This window comes from Pseudomonas sp. P135 (assembly GCF_020312125.1).
In the GTDB taxonomy this organism is placed as follows: Bacteria; Pseudomonadota; Gammaproteobacteria; order Pseudomonadales; family Pseudomonadaceae; genus Aquipseudomonas; species Aquipseudomonas fragariae.
On record NZ_JAGPYR010000009.1, the window covers coordinates 68,792 to 88,020 of the forward strand.

At 58.1% G+C, this 19,229-nt stretch carries 13 protein-coding genes, 1 tRNA gene and 2 pseudogenes; 6 read left to right on the forward strand and 10 right to left on the reverse strand.

The window, feature by feature from the left end:
- Positions 1-205 precede the first annotated feature (205 nt).
- Positions 206-709, reverse strand: coding sequence for a cupin domain-containing protein (locus KBY08_RS15725; protein ID WP_024651626.1), 504 nt, complete (start codon positions 707-709; stop codon positions 206-208).
- Between the two features lie 215 nt (positions 710-924).
- Here KBY08_RS15725 and KBY08_RS15730 point away from each other — a divergent pair, with 215 nt between their 5' ends.
- From KBY08_RS15730 to KBY08_RS26815, 3 genes and pseudogenes are all read left to right on the forward strand, one after another.
- Positions 925-1,182 carry a DUF1652 domain-containing protein gene (locus tag KBY08_RS15730; protein WP_111522483.1) on the forward strand — a complete coding sequence of 86 codons (258 nt, stop codon included), beginning with the start codon at positions 925-927 and terminating at the stop codon, positions 1,180-1,182.
- 629 nt (positions 1,183-1,811) lie between these two features.
- Positions 1,812-3,299, forward strand: coding sequence for a M10 family metallopeptidase C-terminal domain-containing protein (locus KBY08_RS15735; protein ID WP_060400640.1), 1,488 nt, complete (start codon positions 1,812-1,814; stop codon positions 3,297-3,299).
- A 434-nt stretch (positions 3,300-3,733) separates the two neighbouring features.
- A pseudogene (locus tag KBY08_RS26815) lies at positions 3,734-4,647 on the forward strand (tyrosine-type recombinase/integrase); the annotation flags it as partial.
- A gap of 22 nt (positions 4,648-4,669) precedes the next feature.
- On the opposite strand, the gene xopG reads toward KBY08_RS26815, so the two are convergent.
- From xopG to KBY08_RS15770, 6 genes and pseudogenes are all read right to left on the reverse strand, one after another.
- Positions 4,670-5,326, reverse strand: coding sequence for a XopG/HopH/AvrPtoH family type III secretion system effector (xopG, locus tag KBY08_RS15745; RefSeq protein ID WP_079998110.1), 657 nt, complete (start codon positions 5,324-5,326; stop codon positions 4,670-4,672).
- Between the two features lie 349 nt (positions 5,327-5,675).
- A complete protein-coding gene (locus KBY08_RS26820) occupies positions 5,676-6,128 on the reverse strand; it encodes a recombinase family protein (RefSeq protein ID WP_225651173.1) in 453 nt (150 codons plus the stop codon).
- Between the two features lie 172 nt (positions 6,129-6,300).
- Positions 6,301-6,699, reverse strand: a pseudogene (locus KBY08_RS26825) (M91 family zinc metallopeptidase); the annotation flags it as partial.
- Between the two features lie 60 nt (positions 6,700-6,759).
- Complete coding sequence (locus tag KBY08_RS15760; RefSeq protein WP_164990223.1) at positions 6,760-6,993, reverse strand: hypothetical protein; 234 nt, start codon at positions 6,991-6,993, stop codon at positions 6,760-6,762.
- Between the two features lie 639 nt (positions 6,994-7,632).
- Positions 7,633-7,722 (reverse strand) — tRNA-Ser (locus KBY08_RS15765).
- 178 nt (positions 7,723-7,900) lie between these two features.
- Positions 7,901-8,650 carry a 3-oxoacyl-ACP reductase family protein gene (locus KBY08_RS15770; RefSeq protein WP_003315093.1) on the reverse strand — a complete coding sequence of 250 codons (750 nt, stop codon included), beginning with the start codon at positions 8,648-8,650 and terminating at the stop codon, positions 7,901-7,903.
- Between the two features lie 113 nt (positions 8,651-8,763).
- Between KBY08_RS15770 and KBY08_RS15775 the strand changes: the two genes are divergently transcribed.
- A complete protein-coding gene (locus KBY08_RS15775) occupies positions 8,764-9,330 on the forward strand; it encodes a cysteine hydrolase family protein (protein WP_058821963.1) in 567 nt (188 codons plus the stop codon).
- A gap of 13 nt (positions 9,331-9,343) precedes the next feature.
- On the opposite strand, the gene KBY08_RS15780 is transcribed toward KBY08_RS15775, so the two are convergent.
- The 3 genes from KBY08_RS15780 to mfd form a co-directional block, all read right to left on the reverse strand.
- On the reverse strand, positions 9,344-12,088 hold the full coding sequence (locus KBY08_RS15780; protein WP_011267302.1) for a DEAD/DEAH box helicase: 2,745 nt from the start codon (positions 12,086-12,088) through the stop codon (positions 9,344-9,346).
- 75 nt (positions 12,089-12,163) lie between these two features.
- Positions 12,164-12,688 carry a CsiV family protein gene (locus KBY08_RS15785; RefSeq protein ID WP_011267303.1) on the reverse strand — a complete coding sequence of 175 codons (525 nt, stop codon included), beginning with the start codon at positions 12,686-12,688 and terminating at the stop codon, positions 12,164-12,166.
- A gap of 11 nt (positions 12,689-12,699) precedes the next feature.
- Positions 12,700-16,152, reverse strand: a complete 3,453-nt coding sequence (gene mfd / locus KBY08_RS15790; RefSeq protein WP_011267304.1) for a transcription-repair coupling factor — start codon at positions 16,150-16,152, stop codon at positions 12,700-12,702.
- A 190-nt stretch (positions 16,153-16,342) separates the two neighbouring features.
- Between mfd and KBY08_RS15795 the strand changes: the two genes are divergently transcribed.
- Both KBY08_RS15795 and KBY08_RS15800 read left to right on the forward strand, forming a co-directional pair.
- Positions 16,343-17,806, forward strand: coding sequence for a glyceraldehyde-3-phosphate dehydrogenase (locus tag KBY08_RS15795; RefSeq protein ID WP_024640601.1), 1,464 nt, complete (start codon positions 16,343-16,345; stop codon positions 17,804-17,806).
- 147 nt (positions 17,807-17,953) lie between these two features.
- Positions 17,954-19,216: an MFS transporter gene (locus KBY08_RS15800; protein WP_058399278.1), complete on the forward strand. Its 1,263-nt coding sequence runs from the start codon at positions 17,954-17,956 to the stop codon at positions 19,214-19,216.
- The last annotated feature ends 13 nt before the right edge of the window (positions 19,217-19,229 follow it).

Sequence of the window (19,229 nt, forward strand, 5' to 3'; positions counted from 1 at the left end):
CCCTGTCTGCCCGACGCTTGCTTGAGCAGTCGTGTCCCTGATGTCTCTTGACCCATGCCAGACGTTGCATGCTCAAATCGCAGACAAAGAAAAGCCCGCGATGGGGGGTAGCGGGCTTAAGGTCTTGCTGGGAATTGAGTTAACAATAAACCCGCGAACGTGAAAAAAGCGTGAACTGCCGGATACAATTTACAAACAATTCAAATCAGGGCTCGCCGTCCCAGTAATCGAGGTTTTCCGTGGTCCGCTGGTTGGCGGTGAACACTCGGGTCCCTTGAACGGACACCATGGCCTGGTACTTGCCCGAGTCCGGGTACTCACACACTTCCGGTGTTTCCCGGGTGCTGATCGACAGGTATTTCAGCGGCGCCTGCGAGGTATTGATTATCTGGTGCGGGTAGTCGGCACCCGCGGGGATAAACAGGATATCGCCCGTCCTGATCGGCAGCATCTCGCCCGCAACACGCAAACTGCCTTCGCCCTCGATGATCACGAACATCTCTTCCTGCACATGATGAAAGTGATAAGGGCAGGAGCGTTTGCCCGGCGCCACCACGTCAATCGACGCCCCCAGCTTTTGCGCTGCCGTGCCTGTGCCCAGGCGAGCGGCAGAGCTTTCATACAGCGGTTCACGAACTTCATGTTCGAGGGGAGCTTCGTTGAAATTGCGAATCAGACGAGACGCCAGCTCACGTGCGCGTTCATTCATATCGGTCGAGGCTCGGGGAGTTCAGGAGAGGGTACTTTAGACCAGAGAGCGTGAGGTGTTGCAGGCAGTTACCTCGATCAGGCAAAAACAGCCCCAGACATTCGCCACAAAAAACCTTCCGCGACGCATGCGTCCGTTGCGCGGGTCGGAAACCTATTCGCCTGAAACTCGTCTACACTTCACATCACGATTTGGCCCCTTCCAGAGGACGCACCATGTTTTCAAAACCCGATATTCAGCGAGTTCTTGAAACAGCTTTTCTGCCTTCAAAGTGCGAGTGCGTCGTAGCGCCAAATGAAACCTTCTCGGTGAAGCTTATCCACCCCGAGTCAGGTGATATCCAGCTCTACGTAACGGGGCTGTCCTTGTCCGAGGTAGGCAGCAGCCGATCCATCGCACGGCTGGTGCTCTCGTTGAGAGAACAGAGAGATTTGATGGGGCAGATGAATTTGTCTCTGAGGCGGATGGCGTAAGGACTGGGCTCGTATTTTGATTGCGGTTTTTTGATCGCATTCACGACGGCCTATCGTCTCCAGCAGGCTAATAGCGGGCATTCGCCCATGCAACGTCGCACAGCCGATTTTTGAAGCGTCAGAAACCACAAAGCCCCTGAATTTCTTTCAGAATTCAGGGGCTTTGCGTTGTATCGATATGGCGGTGAAGGAGGGGGTCTCAAGTAGTCGTCAATGGCGTGCTGGTCGAGCCGCTACCATTAAGCGAATCGTTCAGTTCCTGGGCGAAAATGTGATCACCTAGTTTGCTAAGGTCGTAAAGCTCCAGCCCTAGACACGACACAAAACTTTGTCATGGCTACATCATCACCTAAACCCAGATGTCCCATAGCACGCCGAATACCTTTCCCAGCTAGACGAGATGTCTAGCAAAGCGCTCATCACGTTGAAAGCCAAGCTTCGGGGCGACTCGGCCATTAGGCTGCTGAGGAACAACAATCTGAGCGATACCGATTGTTAGGAAATCTTGAGCCACAATCACGGTCTGTATGATGCTGTAATGAGTGCGCTCATCGATGTGAGCCCTTGCATTCAGGCAGGGCCGAGCAGTCCATCCATGGGAAATTTCCGTCCTGTTCAGGCGAACTATCATGTCTACCGTCTTACAATCTGCTCTGTCATCAGAACTAGATGAACAAATTACGTTTCATAAACGGCCTTCTTTCAATACCTACACGGGTACGTCAGGCGACGACGCACTTGCCGGTACGTATTGGGACGATCACCTGCTCGGCGGCGCCGGGGATGACACCCTGGATGGACATAGTGGCAGCGACACATTGATAGGCGGCGCTGGGGTAGATACCCTCACCGGCGGAGAAACCTACGGATACGGGGTGAAATTCGTGTTCACGTCGCTTACCGATAGTTACGCCAACGCCCAAGGCTCCCACTCGGACCTGATTACCAGCTTCAGCGAATACGACGTATTGGACCTGACCACCCTGCACTTGGAGCGGATCGGTAACGGCCATAATGGCGACCTGGCCGTAAGCTATGACGCGGCCTCGGATATGACCTACCTGCGCTCGCTGGACAAAGACGCCAGCGGTAATTTCTTCGAGGTACGCCTGGCGGGCGATTATCAAGGCAAGCTAAGCACCTCCAACTTTGTACTGCGTAATGACGGCACGGCCGGCAACGACACGCTCTATAGCCTCAGCACCAAGCAATACGTGCTCAATGGCCTGGACGGCGACGATACGCTGTATGCCGGGAAAACCGGCAGTGTACTGGACGGTGGCGCCGGTGCTGATCACCTGATCGGCAATACCAACGCCGAAACCTTCCTCTATCACCAGATCAGCGACAGTTTCGTCAATGACGCCTCGGGTGTGGCCAGCGTTGACCTTATCAGCGATTTCAACCTGTTCCGTGGGGATGTATTGGACGTTTCCGCGCTAGGCTTCACTGGCCTGGGCGATGGCTATGACGGCACGCTGAATTACGCCTATGACAAGACCCTTGGGCATATCGTGGTGCAGTCTTTCGAAGCTGATGCCCAGGGCAACCGCTTCGAAGTGTATATCGACCAGTCCAACCGCCACGGTAGCATTGCTTACCAAGATGCCGATGGTTTTATCTTCGCCGGTGACAACAGCCATGACGATGCAGACCAGACCCTGACCGGGAAGCCGGGTTGGGATTCGCTGCACACGCAAGACGCGGGCGGTGTTCTGATTGGTGGCGGCGCGGGCGATGCGCTGACAGGCGGTTCAGGGGTAGATACCTTCCGCTATCTGGACAGCAGCGACAGCGTCCATGGCGCCGCCGACCTGATCAAAAACTTCGATGTAGCCCACGACAAGATTGACGTGGCCGCCCTCGGCTACACGGGCCTCGGTGACGGCACCAACGGCACCTTGAAGCTGGTCTACGACAAGGAGCTCCACCACACCTACCTCAAGGATTACGACTTGAACGCCGACGGTCAACGCTTTGAGATCGGTTTGGTCGGTACCTTCACTAAGACCTTCACAGCAGACAACCTGATCGTTGCAGGCACCGTTTCAACAGCCGAGCACGCTACCGTTGAATTGGTAGGCGTTGCGCCAGCAGATAACCATCTGGTGGGATAGTGCAATAATCCACACTGGCTCATCGTCGAGATGTTAGTGAATCGCGGCGAGCTCAGCCAGTGTCTCTTGGACAGGCACTGATACGTGGCTTCTCGGCCAATGACAAAGAGCCCGGTAGCCTTCATGGACCACCGGGCTGTCTGGATCAGACCTGCATGATCTAACCGGAATATCTATTAATGAATAATTTAACTTGAATATCAGTAGGTTGTGAGCTGCTAGCAGTTAGTATCATTCATATATAACGACGGCTGTGTGATCGCCCGCAGCTATGATGCGAAAGATCACGTCAAGATGGGCGCGCCTTATTATCAGGTCAAGGATTTGTTGAAGCGCAAGGGCATCCTGGCGTTCAGCAGTAACTATGCCCTCTAGTAAGTTAGGTGGAATGCTTCTGAGCTACCCTGATTCTGTCGACGTTCTGGGGGATCGCCATGGCCTCTACAACTGCCTCTTATGAGCACGTGCTTCACCGCTACCCAAGCGTTCAGGAATGGCTGACACTGCTCGATAACCTGGGAAGAGCGCCGGCTACTTTGGATGCGTACGGCAGGGGATTGGCGCATTTACTTGCTCCACTGCGAAGCCTCCGGTCTGGAGGCTGAATCCGTCACATTTGAGCAAGTAACGCTCTACATCCGTCGGCTACTGCCCGGGCAAGAAAACGCGGTGGCGAATTCGACCTTGCACCAGCGCCTCACCGCGATCCGCCTGTGGTACGACTACCTGGTCTTTCAGGGGCGTTGCGCACAGAATCCGGTACCTCGCGGCCAGCACGGCCGCTTGTGTCAGGTCCCTGGACATTCAGGCTTTGTGAGAGGGCTGGTATCTCGCTTGATAAAGCTGCCCGACATCCCCACGGATGAGCAGTGGCGATACTTTCTGAGTATCGCGGCCAGGTCGTCTATTCGTGATCGGCTTATGCTCTCGTTGGCGTACTGCGGTGCGCTCCGTCGTGCCGAACTGGTGGCCCTGAGAATCGAAGACCTGGATCTCGCCCATCGACTCATTTCAGTGCGCGCAGAGACGACCAAAGGCCGACGCAGCCGCGTCGTGTGCTACAGCCCGGACATTGCGCCGATGCTTGGAACGCATCTTCATGCGCTTCGTCTGGCCGGTTGGTCAAAAGGAGCCCTGTTTCGATCCGAGTCTGATCGCAATCGTGGTTTGGCACTCACGCGGTGGACGTGGAGTAAAACGGTAGAAAGATGGGCCACAGACTCAAATCTGTCCTGCCTTAGCACACACACTTTTCGTCATCTGCGACTCACCCCATTTGGCCCGTGCGGGGTGGAAACTGCATGAATTGACAGCCTATGCAGGTCACCGGGATCCGAAGACCACTTTGAATTTACTTACAGTAGGTTGTCCTATTGATGTGGCCTGTACTTCATGCGCAGAGGCAGACCGTGTTCAGCACGGATGGAGTTCTCTGACGGTTTTTTTGTAAGTGAATAGCGGTACTTGTCTAATCCAACGGCCCTAAGTTCCTCTTTGCCAGATCCCGTACGTGGATTATAGCGATCTCCGCCATCCGCTAAGGAACTCCCACTTAACACGTGTCGAGCATGAACGAGCTCATGAGCCAAGGTCGTGATTTTGTCGTCGTTATCCATTCCAAGGTGTAACGGTGAGCCATTCTGATTTAAGCGTATGCTTGCTTTGTCTGGTGACCAGCCAATAATCGCATTGCTTCCTTCACCTTTGGTAAAGGTCCCCTTTCGTGATAGCTGTGATGCAATGTGTCGATTCTCGTTAAAGTTTTCTGGTTCGTACTTTTCCAGTTGCCTCCTGCTCAGAACAGCTTCGGTATAACACTGGTTATTTATTTCAATCTCTTTTAGTGTGACTTTTCTATCTTTTTGACTGGCAAGAGTGGATATTTTTCGCAATAGCTTATCGCCAGAGGGGCCGGCGCTGATATGGTCAAGCGCTTCCTCTGCCTGTTCTTTGAATGTGTGAGCTGCTGTCGGTTCGCTACTGAGGGGGGCGATATAGATGCCTGGGTATCGAGACGGAGTGATCATGACTATCCTAAGAAGTTAATTGAGCTGTATGATCGCTTGAAATTGCAACTATTGGCGCTACCCCAATTGTTGCTGACATGGTTTGGCAGGGAGTCCAATGGACCATCCAGGATTACCTGAAAATTACACTCCCGTGTGCATACATCTATGTCGTAGATATGTTGCGCTGCTTGAGTGGCCCTTGAGATGGGTTCGGTTCCATACAAAGGTAACGTAGTGTGCAATCAGTCGAAAAAGGCATCCTCTGCGTGATGCTAAGGTGGCATTGATGTTGGGGAAACGCTTTTTTCACGCCTCATCGGCCTCTAAAAACGGGTCCTATGCGACTTTACGACGTGTTTCGTTAATTTCAGGCGCACTTCCCCCCCCTCAGGTCCTCAGATACTTGGGGGTGAGAGAGAAAACGGACAAAATAGGGGGGGGGTTGCGGCTGAGAGCGAAATGACACCCTAAGCCGCTTCGCGATGCCTGCGCGCAATTTCAGTGAAGGTGCTTTTGTTGATATCAGGATCTCAGGCGATTCACCTGTAGCTGCGGCAATTGCGTCCATGACTTTTGGGTCAAGCTTGTCGGATTTTGGACGTACTCCCGCTTGGCTCCCTAGTTTACGTCCTCGAGCACGAGCAGCCGCGAGACCCGATTTGATTCGCTCGCAGATCAGATAACGTTCGAACTCCGCAATGCCGGAGAGAAACGTCGCCAGCATCCGACCATGCGGGGACGAGAGGTAAGAATACGGCGCAAGGGCTGATGCTGCTTGTGCTGATCCGTGGATGGTGCGCGGGCAATTGCTGCCGACCATGAAGCTGCCTGGCGACAGCCAGAACCGCCACGTAGCAAAGAGAAGAGGGGAGCGCCCACAGAATTCGGGAACATCGTGCGCTAAGCCTACGGCACCTATGCGCACGATGTTCCATGGCTCCCCATACCCATCAACGCCAGCTACAAAGCCGCCCGGTACTCCATCAGCTGGATTACATATCTGACCAGCGTCTGGCGTTGAGCGATCTGAGCCGTGCCTCCGTATATTGCGAGTTCCGTTCAGGCGGCTCACGAAAATTTGTTCCTGTATTCCCTGAGTAACTTGTGCGAGGCGCCAATCCATGCTCGCGACGTATTGCGTTTTCTGACGGATATTCGTCTTCGTACTGCCCGATGCCAACCGTTCGGAGTTCTTCCTCCGCCGCTCCGCTATCTTCGTCGACATCCGGTCGGCCTCGACTCACTCGGTATTGAGTACCTTGTAACGTTCTGGATGCATGAATAAGTTCATGACCGAGAAAGACGTAAGCAAGGCTTGGGTCAGGTTGCCCATTGACAGACTGGTCATCGAACCGTCTACCAAACCTAGAGTTATATCGTACCGCGACAGACTCGCCTCTCCCGGCTACAAAGGGTACAAAAGGGTCGCGAGTCGGCCGCGCGCAGCCAGTCTAGTGCCCTGGCATGTTGGCTTCCGAGCCCTGATCTGTCTTGGAGATGACCACCCGCTTCTCCGGATCCATTTCACAGGCGGCCTCAATATTGCGAATTACCGTCCGACCGGCGTGTCCTCTATTCAGCTCATCCAACGCAGATGTGGTCTCCTTGTAGTAGTCACTTCGATTCGGATTGCCTGTCGTTTCAATATAGATTCCAGTAAAGCTAGTTGGGTTAATGCGAGGCATGGGGGGCTCCAGTGATCATGGAGAGGTTGAGTGGCTTAACGTGGAAAATAGTTCCAGCCTCAACGGACTCGCTTCAGAGAGCTACAAGGGCTGTATGTAGGGCCAGCGCTGCACATGCTTGACTTGCGCACTTAATGGCAGCAGTCAGCGAGTCTCTGGGGCGCGGTCACAAGACGCCAAAGCATGATCCTGCTTACCAAGCTCCACTGTCTCTCCGGACCTTTGGTTGATTTTCCATTCCACATAAACGGCGACATGAGCCAAAGGGGCATGGCAATTCTGAATTGCTCGGGCAGCTCAGGCACTTCAGGAACATTGGCAAAAACGAGACGATTATTAATTGCTAGATAAAGCCGAGTTTTAACATCGCTTTTGTGGGTCGCGAGTATTTCCACGGAATCCCGCAGGCGGCATCTGAAATTCCCTAAAGCCATGGCCTGCGTTCCTCGTCAGTCGATGCGCTGCGCCGGACCAGCGCTTTTCAGGCCTCACTACAGCTGAGAGCAGCAAGACAGCGAATCTTGCTGTTCTGTCCCATATCTGTCCCATGGAGCGTCCCACGGCCATTTTTTCAGACCCCAGAAACCACAAAGCCCCTGGATTCCTTTCAGAATTCAGGGGCTTCGCGTTGTTTCAATATGGCGGTGAAGGAGGGATTCGAACCCTCGATACAATTTCTTGTATACACACTTTCCAGGCGTGCTCCTTAAGCCACTCGGACACCTCACCGTATCTCGACGACAACGTTGTGTCTGCCGAGGCGCGCTAATGTAGTCGAAAGCTTTTCCTAACGCAAAACTTTTTTTCAGATTTTTCATGCGCTTAAGCAAATAAACGCTGATTCGCCAGTAAAAGGCTCTGGCACGGGATGCGGCCCTTGGGCAAAGGGCCGTTTGTGGTGGTGGCGTCAGGCGCTGAAGCCGCCGTCGATGGTCAGGCTGGCACCGGTGATGTAGCCCGCTTCCGGGCCTGCGAGGTAGGCGACGAAGCTGGCGATTTCTTCGCTGGTGCCGTAGCGGGGCAGGGCCATCAGCGCTTTCAGGGTTTCGGCGAATTCGCCCTGCGCCGGGTTCATGTCGGTGTCCACCGGGCCGGGCTGAACGTTGTTGACGGTGATGCCTTGCGGGCCGAGGTCGCGGGCCATGCCTTTGGTCAGGCCGATCAGCGCCGATTTGCTCATGGCGTACGTGGCGCCGCCCGCAAAGGGCATGCGGTCAGCGTTGGTGCTGCCGATGTTGATGATGCGGCCGCCTTCTTCCATATGCCGGGCGGCTTCCTGGCTGGCGATGAATACGCTGCGCACGTTGATGGCCAGGGTCTTGTCGAAGTCCTGCATGCTGAATTCATTGAGCGGCGCGATGGCCAGAATGCCGGCGTTGTTGACCAGGATATCCAGCCTGCCAAGGGTCTCGGCAGTGGTCTGCACGGCCTGGCGGATGGCTTTTTCGTCGGCGCTGTCTGCGCGAATGGCCAATGCGCGGCCGCCATTGGCGACGATGCTGTCCTGAATCTCCAGAGCGCTTACCTCGGAGCTGACGTAGGTAAACGCCACGGCAGCGCCTTCTTTGGCCAGGCGCTGGACGATGGCTGCGCCGATGCCACGTGAGCCGCCCTGCACGAGCGCTACTTTGCCGGCGAGTTTAAGGTGTTCGATCATGATGTTCTCCTTGGGGGCAGGTCTCGGACAAGCCTGAGGCTGTCGACGATTGCGACCAGAATAGACCTTGATTGCGATAGTCTTGCTGAACCAAAAGTTCGGACTGATTCATCATGGATATTCAAGACAACAGCGCGCTGATCCTGATCGACCTGCAGCAGGGCATCCATCATCCCAGGCTCGGGCGACGTAATAACCCACTGGCCGAGAGCCATGTCAGCGCTCTGCTCAGTGCCTGGCGGCAATCCGGGCGGCCGGTTATTCACGTCCGGCATTTTTCGACGTCACCCGAATCAGTGTTCTGGCCGCAACAGTCAGGGGTCGAGTACCAGCCGGCGTTCGTGCCGCAAGCTGATGAGCGTGAGCTGAGCAAGCAGGTCCCCGACGCGTTTTGCGGGTCCTTTCTGGAAATGTGGTTACGCTCCGACGGCATCAGGCAGTTGGTGATCGCCGGTGTGGTCACCAACAACTCTGTCGAGTCGACCGCGCGCAGTGGCGGTAATCTGGGGTTTGACGTGCTGGTTGCGCACGATGCCTGCTTTACCTTTGATCAAAAGGACTTCTTCGGCACGCCGCGCAGTGCCGAAGAGGTGCACGCAATGTCGCTGGCCAATCTGCATGGCGAGTACGCTACGGTCCTGTCGACGGCGCAGATTCTCCAGCAGGTGGCTGTCGAATAAGCGCCTGACACGCCTACTTGCGGGTTTTCTTCGGTGCGGCGGGCAATGGGGCGAACAGCGCCTGCAAATCTTCGTCGCGCAGCTTCCAGTCGCCGGTTGTGCGACCGTCAAGCACACCCGAGGCCAGCGCTGATTTTTCCCGTTGCAGGCGCTGGATTTTCTCTTCCACGGTGCCGCGCGCGATCATCTTGTAGACGAACACCGGCTTGTCCTGGCCGATACGGTACGCGCGGTCGGTCGCCTGATTTTCCGCTGCCGGGTTCCACCACGGATCGTAGTGGATCACGGTATCGGCGGCGGTGAGGTTGAGGCCGGTGCCGCCTGCTTTGAGGCTGATCAGGAAAATCGGCAGCTTGCCGCTCTGGAAGTCATGAATCGGCGTGCGGCGATCGCGGGTCGAGCCGGTCAGCAGGGCGTAGGCGATACCGCGTTGCTTGAGCTCTTCCTCGATCAGGCTCAGCATCGAAGTGAACTGCGAGAACAACAGAATCTTGCGACCTTCGGCCAGCAATTCTTCGAACATCTCCATCAGGCTGTTGAGCTTGCCCGAGGTGCCCTGTTTGCTGTTGACCGGCATGTCCTGATTGACCAGGCGCAGGTCACAGCAGACCTGACGCAGCTTGAGCAGCGCTTCGAGAATGATGATCTGGCTGCGTGCCACGCCTTTGCGGGTGATTTCGTCCCTGACCTTTTTGTCCATCGCCAGGCGCACGGTTTCGTACACATCGCGCTGCGCGTCGTTGAGGTCGACCCAGTGGATGATCTCGGTCTTGGGTGGCAGTTCGGTCGCCACCTGTTCCTTGGTACGACGCAGCAGGAATGGCTTGATGCGCGCATTGAGGTGATGCAGGCGGTCCTGGTTGCCATGCTTTTCGATGGCGGTGCGGTAGTTGCTGTTGAATTCCTTGCTGTTGCCCAGCCAGCCGGGCATCAGGAAGTGAAACAGTGACCACAGCTCGCCCAGGTGGTTTTCCAGCGGCGTACCGCTCAGGCACAGGCGCTGGCGGGCGTTGAGGTTGCGTGCGGCCTGGGCGGCCTTGCTGTTGGGGTTCTTGATGTACTGCGCTTCATCGAGAATCAGCACGTGGAAGGGCTGTTTTTCGAGCAACTCCAGGTCCCGTGGCAGCAAAGCGTAGGTGGTCAGGATCAGGTCGTAATCCTGAAGGTTGCCGGCATCCTGGTGGCGGTTGGCACCGTACAGGGCCAGCACCTTGAGGTCCGGGGTGAAGTGCTCGGACTCGTCCAGCCAGTTGGGGATCAGGCTGGTCGGCATGACCGCCAGTGCCGGGCGATCGAGGCGTCCGGCCTGTTTTTCCATCAGCAGGTGGGCCAGGGTCTGCAGGGTCTTGCCCAAGCCCATGTCGTCGGCCAGCACGCCGCCGACTTCCAGCTCGCGCAGCGACTGCATCCAGCTCAGGCCTTCCAGCTGATACGGGCGCAGCGTAGCGTTCAGCCCGTCGGGCAGGCTGACCGGCGCGTCCTTGATGTTGATCAGGCGTTCGGCAAAGTGACGCAGGCGGTCGCCGCCCTGCCAGGTCAGCGGCAGGTCTTCGAGCTGGGTAAGGCGTGCCGCGTCGGCTTTGCTCATGCGCAGCGCGTTGTTGCCCTCCTGGCGCCAGTAGAAGTCCCCCAGCGTCGCCAGTACCGGCTTGAGCCGGCCGTAGGGCAGGGCGATCTGTACCGGGCTGCCGCCGCTTTGCGTGAAGTGGTTGAGCTGCACCAGCAGTTGTTCTTCGTCGCCGCGCTTGGCCACGGCCGACGGGCTCATCAGTTCGGGATGGCTGCGGATCAGGTTGATCAGGATCGGCAGCAGGCTCAGGCGCTCGCCGTTGACGATGATGCCCAATTCCAGATCGAACCAGTCGCGCTCGTTCTCTTCATCGATGACCGCGTACCAGTCTTCCACCGGCGTGACGTCGAAGCCGAACTCTTCCTGAATGTCGATTTCCCAGCCTTGCTCGCGCAGCCGCGGCAGGTCATCGAGGACAAAATGCAGCCAGGCCTTGTCGTTGGGCAGTTCGTACATGTCGCCGGCGCTGTCGGGCAGTGCCTTGCTTTGCCGGGTGGCAACCTTGAAACCCAGATCGGCCAGTTCCTGACGCAACTGCCGCTCCCGTTCGCCCTGACGACGGATGCGCAGGGTTTCGGTGTCGGTGTGTTCGATGATGTCGCTTTTCTGGTTCACCAGATCGCTGCCCAGCGAACTGACCAGAATGCTGACGTTGGTGGTGCCGACCGCGTAATGCTTGCCGTAGGCAAAGGCCAGCGCGGCACGGTGCTGGATGTGTCGCTGCATACGCCCGTTGCGCGGCTCGTAGGCACTGAACTCGATGCTGGCCAGAATCAGCCTGGGCCGTGGCTGCAGGTCATCGATCAGGCGCTCCGGCAACCTGGGCTTTTGTTCGACAGGCTTTTCCATCTCTTGCTGGTGCGAGGCCAGCGCGGCCTGCAGCAGCGGACGGTTGTGCGGGTCCTGCAGAAACAGCAGGGCGGCCACGCAGTGTTTGCAGTCGTTGCGAACCGGGCACGTGCATTTGCAGGTCAGGTAGTTCTTGTAGCGATCAGGGTCCTTGAACAGCAGCGTCTGGGTGTAGATTTCCAGGCCCGAGCCCCGACAGGCGGTGCGGATGATCTGCGGGCTGGAGTCTTCCAGCACGATGCGTTTTTGCCGGGCGTAGTCGCGCCCTCGCTCAAGCGTTCGCTCGTGGAATAGGTCTGTCCAGGCCGCAGCCAGGACTTTTTCGAGAATGGACGACAAGTTTTAAAAAGCCCTACGCCGCAGCGATGCTCAAAAAGAAAGGGGACGCTTGGGCGTCCCTTGCGTACGTAAAGATCAAAGAGGAGAAACCTTGATCAGCAACGCGAGGTTGCCATTGTCCAGATAGGTCAGCTCACCGTTCTTTACCCTGGCAGTCTGCTTCAATCGTTCACTGCTGATGACCACGCCATGCGGGTCCAGCTGGTTGACCCAGAATTGTGCACCAATATCGGTGAAGCGTGCCATCGCCAGACTCACGGTACCCTCGATCGGGAAATGCCCAAGCCGCTCTTCACCACTGGTGATGGCGACCTTGCCCGGTTCGGTGCCGATGCTCTGCTGCCAGGCGCGCTGCATCAGCACTTCATAGTGGCCGCTGCCTTGCAGTTTGCTCGCCAGATCATTGAGGGCGGGGCTTCGTTCATCGTTCGCGTCGATCTTCTGTGCGCCCTTGTCCCAGTTTTCCGGTACAAGCTGGCGGGTCGAGGCCGGCTCGCCGCTCTGGCGAAACAGCAGAATCTCGACCTGATACAGGCCATCGGCGAACGCGGCCGGCGCGATCAGCGTCAGCAGCAGGATCAGTGAACGAAACAGAAGCATGCGTGAATCCTTCAAGCAGTTTTCGGGGTCAGGCGCTCAAGCAGCGCTTCGATCGTATTGAAGCGCTCTTCCGGGCGCTCCATGGGAACCATGAATTTGAACAGCGTGGCACCTTCGAACTTGTAGCGGTTGGGCTGGCTCTGGATCAGCTTGATCAGGGTCAAAGGATCAACCGGCGTCTCGGCTGCGAACTCGATACGGCCACCTTGCGGGCCACCGTCGATTTTCCGGATGCCCAGCTGTTCGGCGTGCAGTTTGAGCAGCGTGATACGCACCAGATTCTTGGTCGGTTCCGGCAGCAGGCCGAAGCGGTCGATCATTTCGACCTGCAGGTCCTTCAGTGCTTCTTCGTCAGCAGCGTTGGCAATGCGCTTGTAGAGAATCAGGCGCGTGTGCACATCCGGCAGGTAGGCTTCGGGGATCAAGGCCGGCACGCGCAGGTTGATTTCCGGTCCGCCGCCCAGCGGCTGATCGAGATTGGGCTGTTCGCCCTTGCGAATCGACTTCACCGCGCGCTCGAGCATTTCCATGTACAGGGTGAAGCCCACCGCCTGGATCTGGCCGCTCTGGCCGTCCCCGAGCAGTTCGCCTGCGCCACGGATCTCCAGGTCATTGGTGGCGAGCACGAAGCCCGCGCCCAGGTCCTGAGTATTGGCAATCGCTTCCAGACGCTTTTCGGCGTCGTGGGTAATCTGTTTGCGTGGCGGGGTCAGCAGGTAGGCGTAAGCCTGGTGGTGACTGCGCCCGACACGACCGCGCAACTGGTGCAGCTGGGCCAGACCGAACTTGTCGGCGCGCTCGATGATGATGGTGTTGGCGCTCGGCACGTCGATGCCGGTCTCGATGATGGTCGAGGCGATCAGCACATTGAAGCGCTTGTGGTAGAAGTCGCTCATCACCTGTTCGAGTTCGCGCTCGCGCATCTGCCCGTGTCCGATGCCGATACGCGCTTCCGGCACCAGCTCGGCCAGATCGGCGGCGCATTTCTCGATGGTCTTGACGTCGTTGTGCAGGTAATAGACCTGGCCGCCGCGCAACAGCTCACGCAGCAGGGCTTCCTTGATGGTCGGCTTGTTCTGCTCCATCACGAAAGTGCGCACCGACAGCCTGCGCGCCGGTGGCGTAGCGATGATCGACAGGTCGCGCATGCCCGACACGGCCATGTTCAGGGTGCGCGGGATCGGCGTTGCGGTCAGGGTCAGAATATCGACCTCGCTGCGCAGCGCCTTGAGCTGTTCTTTCTGGCGCACGCCAAACCGGTGTTCTTCGTCGATGATCACCAAGCCGAGGTTCTTGATCTTGACGTCATCCTGCAACAGCTTGTGCGTGCCGATGACGATGTCGATCTTGCCCTCGGCCAGATCGGCAACTGCGGCGCTGACTTCCTTGGCCGACTTGAAGCGGCTCATCACCTCGACGGTCACCGGCCAGTCGGCGAAACGGTCGCGGAAACTGTTGTAGTGCTGCTGCGCGAGCAGGGTGGTCGGCACCAGAATGGCCACCTGACGCCCGCCATGCACGGCGATGAAGGCGGCACGCATGGCCACTTCGGTCTTGCCGAAACCCACGTCGCCACAGACCAGACGATCCATCGGCTTGGGCGCCAGCATGTCGGCGCGCACGGCGTCGATGGTGGTCTGCTGATCCGGTGTCTCTTCGAACGGGAAGCCTGCGCTGAAGGTCGCGTAATCGGCTTTCGGGTCGGCAAACGCATAGCCTTCGCGGGCCGCGCGACGCGCGTAGATATCCAGCAGTTCGGCCGCCACGTCACGGACCTGCTCGGCAGCCTTGCGTTTGGCTTTCTGCCAGGTTTCCGAACCCAGGCGGTGCAGCGGCGCGGTTTCGTCGTCGCTGCCGGTGTAGCGGGCAATCAGGTGCAGGTTGGCGACCGGGACGTACAGCTTGGCGTCTTCGGCGTAGGCCAGCATCAGGAATTCGGCGACCTGGTTTTCGACTTCCAGGGTCGCGAGCCCGAGATAACGACCCACGCCATGATCGATGTGCACCACCGGCGCGCCTTCGCGCAGCTCGGTGAGGTTCTTGATGACCGCATCGTTGTTGCCGCCGTCGGTGCGCTTTTCGCGGCGACGGCGCTGCATGACGCGCTGGCCGAACAGCGGGCTTTCTGCGATCAGCGCCAGGGCTGGTTGTTCCAGCAGCAGGCCTTCGTCAAGCGGTGCGATGGTGATTGCCAGTCGGTCCTTGCCGTCGACGAAATCCAGCCAGCTGTCGACGGTTTTGGGTCGCAGCTTGAGGCGTTCGAGCAGTTCCAGCAGCACTTCCCGGCGTCCGGCGGACTCGGCGGTGAACAGCACGCGACCGGGGAAGTCATCCAGAAACGTCGACAGGGCCGCCAGTGGTTGAGTGGCCTTGGCTTCGATGGACAGGTCCGGCAGGGACTGCGCCGGGAAGCGCTCGCGTCCGGCACCGGCGTCGACATCCTGCTGGCTGGCGACCACGCGCGGCCAGTTTTTCAGGCGCGCGAAACAGTCTTCTACCGGTAGAAACAATTCTGCGGGCGGCAGCAGCGGCCGCGCAGGATCGACGCGGCGTTCTTCATAGCGGTTGCGCACGTCGTTCCAGAAGTTCTCGGCAGCCTGCTCAATGCCCGGCAGGGAAAACACCTGGGTGTCCTGCGGCAGGTAATCGAACAGCGTCGAGGTTTCCTCGAAGAACAGCGGGATGTAGTACTCGATGCCGGCAGGCGTGATGCCGCTGCTCAAGTCCTGGAAAATCGGGCTGCGTCGGAAGTCCACATCGAAGCGCTCGCGAAAGCGCGCCTTGAAGCGTGTGACTTCTTCTTTCTGTAACGGGAATTCACGGGCAGGCAACAGGCGCACCGACTCGACCTTGTCGATGGAGCGCTGGGTGTCCGGATCGAAGGTGCGCAGCGTTTCGATTTCATCGTCGAACAGGTCGATCCGAAACGGCAGCTTGCTGCCCATCGGGAACAGATCGATCAGCGCCCCGCGCACGGTGAACTCGCCATGTTCGTAGACCGTATCCACATACCGGTAGCCGCTGGCTTCCAGGCGCGTACGCATGGCTTCCACATCGAGCTTCTGGCCGACATCCAGCACCAGGCTGCTGCCGAGCAGAAATTTGGTCGGCGCCAGTCTATGTAGGGCGGTGGTGATGGGAACTACCAAAACGCCATGCTCCAGTTCCGGCAGGCGATAGAGGCTGGCAATACGCTGGGAAATGATGTCCTGGTGCGGCGAAAACAGGTCGTAGGGCAGGGTTTCCCAGTCCGGGAAGTGCAGAACCGGCAGCGTAGGTGCAAAAAACTTCAGCTCTTGCTCGAGCCGCTCGGCGCTTTGGCTGTCGGCGGTCAGCAGCAGGGTGAAGCGCTTGGCCGCGCTGGCGGCTTCGGCAATGGCCAGGCTCAGTGTGGCACCGGGAAGATTGCCCCAGTGTTGTTTGCCTGCAGCGGCAGAAAGATGCGGTAGACGCAGAACTGGCACGGGAAGGTCGGGCTCCAGGCGTTGCAACAGGGGCGGCGATTGTAACGGGGGAAGGTGGTGGCTGTCAGTTTTCCGGAGTATTACCGAGTATTTACGGGCGAAAATTATGTAGTGCGCGTCGATATGACAGCCGTGCATTGCTCATAAACAAAGGCGCAGTCATAATGTAGCCCCTTTTTTCAGCCCCTACATGTGGAAGGTTCCCGTGACTCAGAAGCCCGACCAGTGTCTTGGTGAATGGATTGATCGTGAAGCTCTCGCCGAAGCGATGATCCCGCTCATCGGTCAGCTCTACCGCAATAATAATGTGGTGAGCTCGATCTATGGCCGTAGCCTGATCAACCGTTCAGTCATCGCGATTCTCAAAGCTCACCGCTTTGCGCGTCATCGTCAGTCCGATGCGGTTGAGTTGTCCGTACACGAGACGTTCCCGCTGATCAAGGCGATGAGCGAGCTCAAGCTGGGTGCCGCTTCGGTGGACCTGGGCAAGCTGGCGGTGAAGTTCAAGACCGAAGGCAATGGCCGCACGCCAGAGCAGTTCGTCCGTGAAGAACTGGCCAGTGTAGTGGGTCAGCAGGGCGCCAGCCCACGCAAGGGCACCGACGTCGTGCTGTACGGTTTCGGTCGTATCGGTCGCCTGCTGGCGCGGATCCTGATCGAGAAGACCGGTGGTGGCGACGGCCTGCGTCTGCGCGCCATCGTGGTCCGCAAGGGCGCGGAAAACGATCTGGTCAAGCGCGCCAGCCTGCTGCGCCGTGACTCGGTTCACGGTCCGTTCGATGGCACCATCACCATCGACGAAGCCAACAGCACGCTCACCGCCAACGGCAACCTGATTCAGGTGATCTACGCCAAGAACCCGTCCGAGGTGGATTACACCCAGTACGGTATCAAGGACGCTCTGCTGGTGGACAACACCGGTGTATGGCGTGATGCCGAAGGTCTGGGTCAGCATCTGGCCTGCCCTGGCATCGACCGCGTGGTCCTGACCGCGCCGGGCAAAGGCAAGCTGAAGAACATCGTGCACGGTATCAACCACGGTGAAATCACTGCGGACGACAAGATCGTCTCGGCGGCATCCTGCACCACCAACGCCATCGTGCCGGTGCTCAAGGCGGTCAACGACAAGTTCGGCATCACCAACGGTCACGTCGAAACGGTTCACTCGTACACCAACGACCAGAACCTGATCGACAACTTCCACAAGGGCGATCGTCGCGGCCGTAGCGCCGCGTTGAACATGGTCATCACCGAAACCGGTGCGGCCACCGCTGCTGCCAAGGCATTGCCCGAGCTGGCCGGCAAGCTGACCGGCAACGCGATCCGCGTTCCGACGCCGAACGTGTCCATGGCCATTCTCAACCTCAACCTCGAGAAGCAGACCACTCGCGAAGAAATGAACGAGTACCTGCGCTACATGGCGCTGCACTCGGACCTGCACAAGCAGATCGACTTCGTGAACTCGCAGGAGGTGGTCTCCACTGACTTCGTTGGCTCGCGTCACGCTGGTGTCGTGGATGCCGAAGCGACCATCGTCAACGACAACCGCGTTGTGCTGTACGTCTGGTACGACAACGAATTCGGTTACAGCCATCAGGTGGTTCGCGTGATGGAAGACATGGCAGACGTCAATCCGCCAGCTTTCCCGCAGTAAACGTTGAACGCTTGAGCTGCCCGGTCTGACCGGGACAGCAGATAAACGGGCCGAACCCTGCGCAGGCAGGCTTCGGCCCGTTTTGTTTTGTGGCTGACCATGAGAATCTGTCACGCGCAGATTTTCTGGACGATGGAGTCACCAAGGATGAGCAGTTCGGCCCTGGACGGTTCGCAACACCCCCTCAAAAGCAGCTTCTTCCTGCTGTTTCTGACGATCTTCATCCCCTTTGGGCTGGGGCATTTCGTTTCCTACCTGTTTCGCACCGTCAACGCAGTGATTTACGTCGACCTGCAAGCCGACCTGAGTTTGCCCGCGAGCAGCCTGGGGTTGTTGACTGGCGTGTATTTTCTGACCTTCGCGGCGGCGCAGATTCCGCTTGGCGTGATGCTGGACCGCTATGGGCCACGCAGCGTGCAGGCGCCGATGCTGCTGTTCGCGGTCGCCGGTTCGGTCATCTTCAGTATTTCCAGCACCGAGACAGGGTTGTTGATCGGGCGAGGGCTGATTGGCCTGGGGGTAGCGGGCTCGCTGATGAGTGCGATCAAGGCGTGCGCCATCTGGTTGCCGGTCGAGCGTTTGCCACTGAGTACTGCCTGCCTGCTGTCGATCGGCGGGCTGGGCGCAATGGCGTCGACCACGCCATTGCATGCGTTGCTGAGCTGGTTGACCTGGCGAGAAGCGTTTCTGGTTCTGGCGCTGCTGACCTTTTGTGTGGTGGTGGTCATACACCTCAGCGTCCCCAAGACCTACGAGAGCAAAAACACTCGCTACGCCGACATGTTTGCCGCTGTCGGCAAGCTGTACGCGTCGTGGACGTTCTGGCGTCTGGCGCTGTACTCGGTGTTCGCGCACGCCATCTACATGTCGGTACTGTCTCTTTGGATGGGGCCGTGGCTACGCGATATGGCGGGCTTGAGCGATTCCGGGATGGCCAATGTGCTGTTGTTCGGAGCTATCGCGATGGTGGCGGGGTCCCTGACGTTCGGCGCGATCACCGATTACCTGCGCAGGTTCGGCGTACAGCCGATCATGATCTGTGGCACCGGTATGCTGATCTTTATCGGCTTTCAGGTGCTGATGGCCAGCGGCTTGCCGGTATCGCCTTACCTGATTGCCATGGGCTTCAGCTTCTTTGGCACCTCGACGACCATGAACTACGCTATTGTGGCGCAATCGGTGTCGCCGGAGCTGGCGGGCAGGGTCAGTTCCTCGTTCAATCTGGTGGTGTTCGTGCTGGCGTTTTTCCTGCAGTGGCTGATGGGAGCAGTACTTAATCTGTGGCCAGCGTCCCAGGGTGCCGGTCACCCGCTTGAGGCTTATCAGTGGTCGTTGGGCCTGATGGTGGCGTTGCAATTGCCTGGTGTGTTGCTCTGGCTCAGCTTTCGGCCCTGGAAACGCAAGGTCTGAAAACGCAAAACCC